The organism is Limosilactobacillus reuteri subsp. porcinus, assembly GCF_036621895.1.
GTDB classification, from domain to species: Bacteria; Bacillota; Bacilli; order Lactobacillales; family Lactobacillaceae; genus Limosilactobacillus; species Limosilactobacillus reuteri_J.
Window position 1 is genome coordinate 1 of record NZ_LN887308.1, and the last position, 666, is coordinate 666.

Annotated in this window: 1 protein-coding gene; it reads right to left on the reverse strand. The window is 36.3% G+C overall.

The genetic code is table 11. The features are described 5' to 3' along the window. Positions 1 to 144 precede the first annotated feature (144 nt). The coding region (locus tag AACL61_RS00115) for an IS66 family transposase (protein WP_339110793.1) at positions 145 to 666 on the reverse strand (522 nt) is incomplete at its 5' end.

Sequence of the window (666 nt, forward strand, 5' to 3'; positions counted from 1 at the left end):
TAAGGGTTACAGGAGTTTTATGTTTTAAATAATTTTTATTTTCAATTGAATTTGTGCATCATTTGTGCGTAAGCAGTCAATAACAGTACGGATTGAAAAAATTGGGATCATGAGCTACCGAAAATGGTAATTCATGACCCCGTTTTATTTATGGCATTCTGTTTGGACTTCTTTTGACCATGGTAAATAAGCCTCAAGGCCTTCGTCCTTGCGGTTTGGTAAGTGATCAAAAAGATACTTAAAGTATTTGTAGATATTTAAATGGTTCTGGTTTGCAGTTGCCACCAAAGTATAGAAAATGGCATTTGCCTGAGCTCCGGCAGTACTTTTCGCAAATAAGCTATTCTTTCGAATAAGAGTTGATGGACGAATCGCTTGTTCAACCGGATTATTCGTTAACGGCACTCGACCATCTTCAAATATTTGATATACTCGCTTTCTTAGCTTCAAAGCATTATTAATGGCAGCTTTCAAACGCCCTTGAGGAAAACTGATATTTTCTAAATAAGTATATAACTTATCCATCAAAGGCTTCACGTGCAACCGACGTTGCACTAGTTTTTCCTTATGATTGGAATATGTTAATTGTTTCTCTTCATGAAAGATCGGTCGCATTAGCTGTAAAACTCGGTATGCTTTGGAGTTCTTCAATTGCTCCTTATTCAA